This window comes from Stenotrophomonas sp. Ste96, from assembly GCF_024519495.1.
Lineage (GTDB): Bacteria > Pseudomonadota > Gammaproteobacteria > Xanthomonadales > Xanthomonadaceae > Stenotrophomonas > Stenotrophomonas bentonitica_A.
Genome location: NZ_JALJRX010000007.1, coordinates 138488 through 146223, shown reverse-complemented (window position 1 = coordinate 146223; position 7736 = coordinate 138488). Strand labels below are relative to the sequence as shown.

The following is a 7736-nucleotide window of genomic DNA, read 5'->3' as shown; positions in this document are numbered from 1 at the left end:
TTCTTCCTGAAGATCCGGGCGGCCTTCCCCGGAGTTGGGTGAAGAACCTTTTTTTTTGCGCTCAATTTGTCTGCCACCCTGCCGCTACCTCCAAGGACCTCATGCCGCGCTGTTCGTGGCGGGCAACCGACGGAATTGGACGCATGCAGCCGGGCACCAGTGACACCCCCACCGATGTTTCCCTCGATGCGCCGGCCGGCGTGGGCCTGCCGTCGGTCGATGTGCTGCTGGACGACCAGACCGCGCCGGATGCGCTCGATGGCGAGGGCGGGACGCCGGCGCCGGGTGCGATCCGCTACCGCCTGCCAATGGTCTCCGTGCCCGGCAACGTGCTGCTCAAGGCCGCGGTGCAGAAACTGGTCGAGCAGAAGGCGCAGCTGGACGCGCTGGCACGCCAGGGCAGCCTGACCGGCCTGATCCCGGCCGAGTGGCAGGGATCAGGCGTCCGTGGCGTGGACCTGCAGGGCTTCGTGCTGAGCGTGGTCCCGTTCCTGCACAACGCCAGCAAGGACGAAACCGCCCCGGCGCGCGTGCCGCTCAGGCATGTACTCGGTGATGCCGGCCGCTGGGACCAGCACGACGTCGAAGAACCCAAATCGCTGGCGTTCTTCCTGGCCAGCGACGATCGCGCCAGTGCCGGTACGAAGGACCCTGCCGAGGTGTATCTGGTCGGCGCGCTCGGCCTGGCCTGGGCGCACGAGGGGCGTACCCGCCCCGGCTTCCTGCGTGCGATGGGCTACGACAGCATGGCCGCGCGCGTGCACCTGCTGCCGTACCCGGCGCCGGCGCAGCTGGCGCTGTACAGCGTGACCGCGCACGGGGTGACGCAGCTCTGGTGCGTGCTGGATCGCCGCAAGGTGCGCCCGCTGCTGGCGCCGTGGCTCAGCGTGCCGCTGCTGACCGCCTATGGGGTCACCCCCCCGCAGAGCTGGCCGACCAGCTTCCCGGCGGTCGATGAGGTGGCCGCGATGCTGGCTGCCGCGCGTGGCGGCAAGGGGCCGGTCGAAGCGGACCTGGGCAAGGTCGCCGCCAAGGTCGCCCAGGACGCCTCCGGCGAAGCCTGGATGCCGGTCAGCCTGCTCCAGGTCGGCACGTGGTCACCGCGCTGGCGCTACTTCATGGCGACCTTCATCGGTCTGCCATCCCTGTTGCTGGTGGTGGCCGCACTGGCCTTGCCCGGGGCGATCGAAGCGGCCGCCGTGGCGGCCTCGCTGGGGTTCGCCGGCGGTGCGATCGGCGCCCTGGCCGCGCCCTGGGTGCATGCGCGGCGCAAACACCTGAGCTGAGGCGCTACTCGTCCATCCGCTGCAGGCCTTCGCCGGCCAGGCGCAGGATCAGCGTTTCCAGCATCTGTTCCTCTTCCTCGCTGAGCACGGACATCAGCTTGCGGGTGATGTCGATCACCAGCGGGGCGATGGTTTCATACACCTCGAAACCGGCCGCCGACAGCGCCAGCACCGAGCGGCGCCGGTCGTCGCCATGGGTTTCACGCTTGATGAAGCCCCGCTCGAGCAGTCTGGCCACGGCGCGGCTGACCGCGACCTTGTCCATCGCGGTGCGATCGGACACCTCGCTGGCCGACGAGCCCGGGTACAGCGCCAGGACCGTGATCACCCGCCACTCGGGGATCGCCAGCCCATAACGGTCCCCATACAGCTTGGCGATGTTGCCGCTGACACGGTTGGACAGAACGCTCAGCCGGTACGGCAGGAACTGCTCCAGATCGAGCAGGGCGTGCGAGGCGCGGATGCTGTGACTGCTGGGATCGGGCGGGCTCATGTTGCGGTGCACCTTGATGGTGGTTTCATGTGAAACTATAACCTACGTTCCGGACTCCGCATTCTCGCGGGTCTGCCTTCCTACCGCACCTGGTTTTTTCCGATGCGGACTGCTTTGGAGCCACAGCATGACCAGCCAAACGAGCACCGCGTCCTACGCACCCGATCCGGGCATGCAGGTCACCACCTTCGAAAACCCGATGGGCATCGATGGGTTCGAGTTCGTCGAGTTCGCCGCCCCGGCCGGCCGTGGCGCCGAACTGCACGACTATTTCCGCAAGATGGGCTTCACCGCCGTGCTGCGCCACAAGCAGCGTGCGATCACAGTCTATCGCCAGGGCGACGTGAACTTCCTGGTCAATGAAGAGCCGGACTCGTTCGCCTCGGATTTCGCCGAAAAGCACGGCCCGTGCGCCTGCGGTTTCGCGATCCGCTTCAAGAAGCCGGGCGACGAGGTCTACCAGATGGCCCTGGGCAACGGCGCCGAAGCGATCGACTTCAAGCCTGACACCCGCGCCGTCGCCGCCCCGATCATCAAGGGCATCGGCGACTGCATGCTGTACCTGGTCGACCGTTATGGCGCCAACGGCAGCATGTTCGATACCGATTACGCGCCGATCGAGGGCGTGGACCCGCGCCCGAAGGGCTTCGGCCTGACCTTCATCGACCACCTGACCCACAACCTGTACTTCGGCAACATGCAGCAGTGGTCGGACTACTACGAGCGCCTGTTCAACTTCCGCGAGATCCGCTACTTCGACATCAAGGGACTCAAGACCGGCCTGGTGTCCAAGGCGATGACCGCGCCGGATGGCATCGTGCGCATTCCGCTCAACGAATCCTCCGATCCGAAGAGCCAGATCAACGAATACCTCGACGCCTACAAGGGCGAGGGCATCCAGCACATCGCCTGCTTCACCGAGAACATCTACGAGACCGTGGAAGCGATGCGCGCCCAGGGCGTGGAGTTCCTGGACACGCCGGAGACGTATTTCGACGTGATCGACATGCGCGTGCCCAACCACGGTGAAGACGTGGCCCGGCTGGCGAAGAACAAGATCCTGATCGATGCCGATCCGGAGACCAAGCAGCGCAAGCTGCTGCAGATCTTCACCACCAACTGCATCGGCCCGATCTTCTTCGAGATCATCCAGCGCAAGGGCAACGAAGGGTTCGGCGAAGGCAACTTCACCGCGCTGTTCGAGAGCATCGAGCGCGACCAGATGAAGCGCGGCGTGCTGTAAGACGCGCGCTGTAACGCACCGGCAGCTGCCCGCGTTACGCTGCAACGATGGCATCGGCGTCCGCGCCGGTGCCATCGGCTGTACTCCCTTGCCATCCACGCCTCCGGCGGAGCAGGACCATGAACAACCCGATGTCATCGCGCGGCTACCAGACCGGTTTCGGCAACGAGTTCGCCACCGAGGCGGTGCCTGGTGCGCTGCCGGTGGGGCAGAACTCCCCGCAGCGTGTCGCCCATGGCCTGTATGCCGAACAGCTGTCCGGCACCGCATTCACCGCGCCGCGCGGCAGCAACCGCCGCAGCTGGGTGTACCGCATCCGCCCCGCGGTGACCCACGGCGAGTTCACCCCGTTCACCCAGCCGCACCTGCACGGTGACTTCGCGCAGGGTGCGGTCTCGCCCAACCAGCTGCGCTGGGATCCGTTGCCACTGCCCGGCACGCCCACGGATTTCGTCGAGGGGCTGTACACGATGGGCGGCAACGGTTCGCCCGACGCCCACCATGGCGTGGGCATCCACCTGTATGCGGCCAACCGCGACATGCAGGGCCGCTACTTCTACAACGCCGATGGCGAGCTGCTGATCGTTCCGCAGCTCGGCCGCCTGCGCCTGCTCACCGAAATGGGTGTGATCGAGATCGAACCGCAGCAGATCGCGGTGATCCCGCGTGGCGTGCGCTTCCGGGTCGAACTGCCCGATGGCGATGCACGCGGCTACGTCTGCGAGAACTTCGGCGCCCTGCTGAAGCTGCCCGACCTGGGCCCGATCGGGTCCAATGGCCTGGCCAATCCGCGCGACTTCGAGACGCCCCACGCCGCATTCGAGAACGTCGATGGCGCGTTCGAACTGATCGCCAAGTTCGAGGGCCAGCTATGGCGCGCGGACATCGATCATTCGCCGCTGGACGTGGTCGCCTGGCACGGCAACTACGCGCCGTACCGCTATGACCTGCGCCGCTTCAACACGATCGGCTCGATCAGCCACGACCACCCCGATCCATCGATCTTCCTGGTGCTGCATTCGCCCAGTGATACAGCGGGCACCAGCAACATGGATTTCGCGATCTTCCCACCGCGTTGGCTGGTCGCGCAGAACACGTTCCGCCCGCCGTGGTTCCACCGCAACATCGCCAGCGAGTTCATGGGCCTGATCCACGGTGCTTACGATGCGAAGGCCGAAGGCTTCGTGCCCGGCGGTGCTTCACTGCACAACTGCATGAGCGGCCACGGCCCGGACGCGGCGACCTTCGAGAAGGCCTCCGCCGCCGACCTGAGCAGACCGGACGTGATCAAGGACACCATGGCCTTCATGTTCGAAACCCGCGGCGTGATCCGCCCGACCGCCCAGGCGATGGCGGCAGCGCACCGCCAGCGCGGGTACCAGCACTGCTGGCAGGGGTTGAAGGCGAATTTCTCGGGGTAAGTGGGCGCTCAGCTGCCGTCCGACCTGCGGGTAGGCAACACGCGGTCAATGTAAACGTCGTTGCCGTTGCGTTGGTAGGCGATCAGATACCGGCCATCGCGCGTTGCATACAGGAACGCCCCTTTGATGGCATCGAGGCGGTAGACCGCCGGGCCATCCAGGGCCTCTCCTTCGTTCTCGATCGCATCGTCTCGCGCTACGGCTGCGATGAACAGATGCGGGTCCGGCAGTGCCATGGCGCGCTCGAAGGCGGCAACAAGTTGTTGGGTTCTATCCTCAAGGGCCAGCCTGCCCCACGCAACCGTCATTTCGTGGACGGGCGGCGCTTCAATGCCGTTTGCAACTCGTCACCGAGTCGCGTTTTCAGCGCCGCCATGTGCAGGTGCGCATCGGTACCGGACAGTGCCGGCCGTGAATCCGCGCGCGCTTCAGCCACTGCTTCACGGATGCGTTCCAGATAGGCCGAGTCTTCATGCAGCTGCTTCAGCACCCGAGCCCGATCCGGTCGCGAGCGGCGCGGGGGCTCGGCGCCAGCCGTCGCCGAGGCGTCTACGCGATAGCGTGTGATCCCCAACCGGGCCAGGACACGTGCGGCCGCCGCGACGCCAGAGAAAATGCGCGGCGTCCCATCTTTGGTGGCCAACGCACGGTCGCTGTTCTCCAGGGCGAAGGTGACAACGTAGCCTCCCGCTTCCGCGGTCACCGTCGTTTCGCGCAGGCTTCCGGCGTCGGCGAGTTCCCGGGCAGTCGCCAGTTTGATCGTTTCGACCATGATCGACTCCCACTTAACTGTTATTTGGGAATCATACATTAGTAAAACCTCACTGGCGGGTAGGGCTCCTACCCTGCGCGCAGCTTCTTGCCGCGTCCAATTCAATGTCCTCATCGAAACCGGATCCGGTCACTACAGCCTCAAACCGCCGCGATCTGGAACCGCTCGGCATGCGCCGTCGGCAGCACCTCCAGCAACCGCTGCCGCACCCGTTCGGCGTAGCCGGTCGAGGTCAGCCCGGGCAGCGCCTCCAGCGCGGCGTGCAGTGCGGCCATGACCGCGTCGTCGCTGCGGGCCTGCTGCAGGGTGTGGAACAGCGCCGCCGCCTGCGGATGGCGCTGCAGTTCCAGGATGTCGAGCAGGTAGATCCGCGCGGCGACCAGCGAGCGGCGGCGTTCGGTCACCGGCGCCAGCGCCGCGGTCTGCATCACGCTGGGTGCGGGCGCGGCGGGCGCGGCAACGGTGACCTCCGCGGCCGCACTGGACACCAGATACCCGCTCTGGATCAGCTGGATCACCATCGCCGGGGTCTCCGGGCCCACCAGCTGGCCCAGCTGGACCAGGTCACGCTGGCCGTTGCACAGGATCAACAGCCGGCGCTGGCGCATGTCCAGCGGAGCGCGGTGGGCCTGCAGCGCGGTGCGGGCAAGGTCGGTCTTCTGCGGTTGCATGGGGGCGGGGTCGATGCGGTGCAGGCCGAGCCTGAACGCGGCAGGTGAAACGCCGATGACAACGACAGTGTGCATGCCGCCCACACGGCGCACGCGCTAGGCTGCGCCCATTCACCGGGAGATGCAGGCATGAAACAGCTGGGAAGCGTGATGGCACTGGGGATGGTGCTCGCCTTGGCCGCGTGCGGACGCGCGCCGGAAACCCCGTCCAGCGACGCCGAGGCAGCGGTGCCTGCGCCGGCAGCGGACACCGCGCCCAGCGCGCCCGCCACGGCGGCATCGGGCACGCCAACAGCGGGCCCGGCACGCCTGGACGGCTACGGCCCCGTCGCGTTGGGCAGTACGCTGGAGGAGGTCCGCGCGGCCTGGAAAGAACCGCTGCAGGGCGAGGTCGCCGACGACTACTGCCATGCGCTGCGACCCGAAGGCGCACAGGCCGAGGACGTCATTTTCATGATCGAGGGCAAGCGCCTGGTCCGCTATGACGTGCGCAACGACCGCACCGTCGCCCCCGGTGGCGGCAAGGTCGGCATGTCGTTGGGCCAGCTGCAGACGCTGTACCCCGACCGCGGCGATCTGACCCCGCACAAGTACGACGCGCAGGGCCACAACCTGCGCGTGCGCCCGGCGGCCGAGGGCGGTGCGCTGATCAACTTCGAGATCAACGGCGATGGCAACGTGACCGCGTGGCGCGTTGGCAAGACACCGCAGGTCGACTACGTGGAAGGCTGTTCCTGAGCCACCGCTACCGCCCTGGCCCGGGTGCCGGGGCGGGCGTTCACCGTTCGGGCCGGGCGGGCCCTAGAATCGGCCCACATCCGTCACCGGGGAGCACCAGATGATCGCTGCCACTGTTTGGTTCGTGCTGGGCCTGGTGCTGTTGGCACTGGGCGGGGACAGCATCGTCCGTGCCGCCTCCGGGCTGGCCCAGCGCTTTGGCGCCTCACCGTTCGTGGCCGGGCTGCTGCTGGTGGCCTTCGGCACCTCGCTGCCGGAACTGGTGGTCAACGCCCGCGCCTTCGTGGTCGGGGCGGAAGAACTCGCGCTGGGCAACGCGGTGGGCAGCAACATCGTCAATGTCGGCCTGACCCTGGGGCTGGCGGCGCTGGCCGCACCGCTGCTGGTCCGTGCGCGCCTGCTCTCGCCGCTGCTGGTGTGCCTGGCGGCGGCAAGCCTGCTGCTGATCCTGTTCGGCCTGGATGGCGTCATCGCGCGCTGGGAAGGGGCGGTTCTGCTGCTCGCCTTCGTCGGGCTGCTGGTGTTCCTGCTGCGCCGTGCGCGGTTGGAAACCGAGCCGGTGCGCGAGGCCATCGCCGGCTATGCCATGACCCGCACCGGGCTGTTCCTGAACCTCCTGCGGCTGCTGTTCGCGGCGCTCTGCCTGTATGTCGGCGCGCGCTGGGTTGTGCAGGCCGCGCCGGTGTTCGGCGCCGGGCTGGGCTGGTCGCCGTTGCTGGTTGGCCTGTTGCCGGTGGCGATCGGCACCGCATTGCCCGAAGTGGCGGCGGCGATCGCGGCGGCGCGGCGTGGGCAGGGTGACATGGTGCTGGGCCATGTGATCGGCTCGAGCCTGTTCAACCTGCTGGTGGTGGTCGGCGGCATGGCCGCGCTGCGCCCGCTGGCGCTGCCCGCATCGTTCGTGAAACTGGAGCTGCCGGCGGCGATCGCCTTCGTGCTGGTGCTCTATCCCATGCTGCGCGGTGACCTCACCATCAGCCGCCGCGAAGGCGCGGTGCTGGTGGTGGCCTTCGTCGGGTGGATCGCGCTGGAGCTGGCGTTGATCGGCAGCGTGTGAGGTTGACGGCCAACCGTTGAAGCAGCCGGCCAGCGGCCGGCCCTACCGTTTCACA

General features: G+C 67.4%; 9 protein-coding genes. 5 read left to right on the top strand and 4 right to left on the bottom strand.

What is annotated here, in order from left to right; translation table 11 throughout:
* Positions 1-143: 143 nt before the first annotated feature.
* Positions 144-1286, top strand: coding sequence for a hypothetical protein (locus OC373_RS16435; RefSeq protein WP_261998099.1), 1143 nt, complete (start codon positions 144-146; stop codon positions 1284-1286).
* A 4-nt stretch (positions 1287-1290) separates the two neighbouring features.
* On the opposite strand, the gene OC373_RS16430 is transcribed toward OC373_RS16435, so the two are convergent.
* The gene (locus tag OC373_RS16430) at positions 1291-1779 is read right to left on the bottom strand and encodes a MarR family winged helix-turn-helix transcriptional regulator (RefSeq protein ID WP_026070113.1); all 489 of its coding nucleotides are present in this window, start codon (positions 1777-1779) and stop codon (positions 1291-1293) included.
* A gap of 127 nt (positions 1780-1906) precedes the next feature.
* Between OC373_RS16430 and hppD the strand changes: the two genes are divergently transcribed.
* Both hppD and hmgA read left to right on the top strand, forming a co-directional pair.
* Positions 1907-3022 carry a 4-hydroxyphenylpyruvate dioxygenase gene (hppD, locus tag OC373_RS16425; protein ID WP_070426127.1) on the top strand — a complete coding sequence of 372 codons (1116 nt, stop codon included), beginning with the start codon at positions 1907-1909 and terminating at the stop codon, positions 3020-3022.
* 119 nt (positions 3023-3141) lie between these two features.
* Positions 3142-4443 (top strand): homogentisate 1,2-dioxygenase, encoded by a 1302-nt coding sequence (hmgA, locus tag OC373_RS16420; protein ID WP_261998098.1) that lies wholly within the window; start codon positions 3142-3144, stop codon positions 4441-4443.
* 8 nt (positions 4444-4451) lie between these two features.
* Here the strand turns inward: hmgA and OC373_RS16415 are convergent, their stop codons facing one another.
* The 3 genes from OC373_RS16415 to OC373_RS16405 all read right to left on the bottom strand — a co-directional run bounded on the left by OC373_RS16415 (position 4452) and on the right by OC373_RS16405 (position 5886).
* Positions 4452-4679: a hypothetical protein gene (locus OC373_RS16415; RefSeq protein WP_019185286.1), complete on the bottom strand. Its 228-nt coding sequence runs from the start codon at positions 4677-4679 to the stop codon at positions 4452-4454.
* 68 nt (positions 4680-4747) lie between these two features.
* Positions 4748-5215, bottom strand: a complete 468-nt coding sequence (locus OC373_RS16410) for a hypothetical protein (RefSeq protein WP_019185287.1) — start codon at positions 5213-5215, stop codon at positions 4748-4750.
* A 140-nt stretch (positions 5216-5355) separates the two neighbouring features.
* On the bottom strand, positions 5356-5886 hold the full coding sequence (locus tag OC373_RS16405) for a hypothetical protein (RefSeq protein WP_261998101.1): 531 nt from the start codon (positions 5884-5886) through the stop codon (positions 5356-5358).
* Between the two features lie 156 nt (positions 5887-6042).
* On the opposite strand from OC373_RS16405, the gene OC373_RS16400 reads away from it, so the two are divergent.
* Together OC373_RS16400 and OC373_RS16395 are read left to right on the top strand one after the other, a co-directional pair.
* On the top strand, positions 6043-6624 hold the full coding sequence (locus tag OC373_RS16400; RefSeq protein ID WP_261998100.1) for a hypothetical protein: 582 nt from the start codon (positions 6043-6045) through the stop codon (positions 6622-6624).
* A 100-nt stretch (positions 6625-6724) separates the two neighbouring features.
* Entirely contained in the window at positions 6725-7681 is a 957-nt protein-coding gene (locus OC373_RS16395) for a sodium:calcium antiporter (protein ID WP_261998097.1), read from the top strand.
* The last annotated feature ends 55 nt before the right edge of the window (positions 7682-7736 follow it).

Coding starts and splice junctions, on each gene's coding strand:
- OC373_RS16435 (WP_261998099.1), top strand. CDS start 144: ATGCAGCCGGGCACCAGTGACACCCCCACCGATGTTTCCCTCGATGCG.
- OC373_RS16430 (WP_026070113.1), bottom strand. CDS start 1,779: ATGAGCCCGCCCGATCCCAGCAGTCACAGCATCCGCGCCTCGCACGCC.
- hppD (WP_070426127.1), top strand. CDS start 1,907: ATGACCAGCCAAACGAGCACCGCGTCCTACGCACCCGATCCGGGCATG.
- hmgA (WP_261998098.1), top strand. CDS start 3,142: ATGAACAACCCGATGTCATCGCGCGGCTACCAGACCGGTTTCGGCAAC.
- OC373_RS16415 (WP_019185286.1), bottom strand. CDS start 4,679: ATGGCACTGCCGGACCCGCATCTGTTCATCGCAGCCGTAGCGCGAGAC.
- OC373_RS16410 (WP_019185287.1), bottom strand. CDS start 5,215: ATGGTCGAAACGATCAAACTGGCGACTGCCCGGGAACTCGCCGACGCC.
- OC373_RS16405 (WP_261998101.1), bottom strand. CDS start 5,886: ATGCAACCGCAGAAGACCGACCTTGCCCGCACCGCGCTGCAGGCCCAC.
- OC373_RS16395 (WP_261998097.1), top strand. CDS start 6,725: ATGATCGCTGCCACTGTTTGGTTCGTGCTGGGCCTGGTGCTGTTGGCA.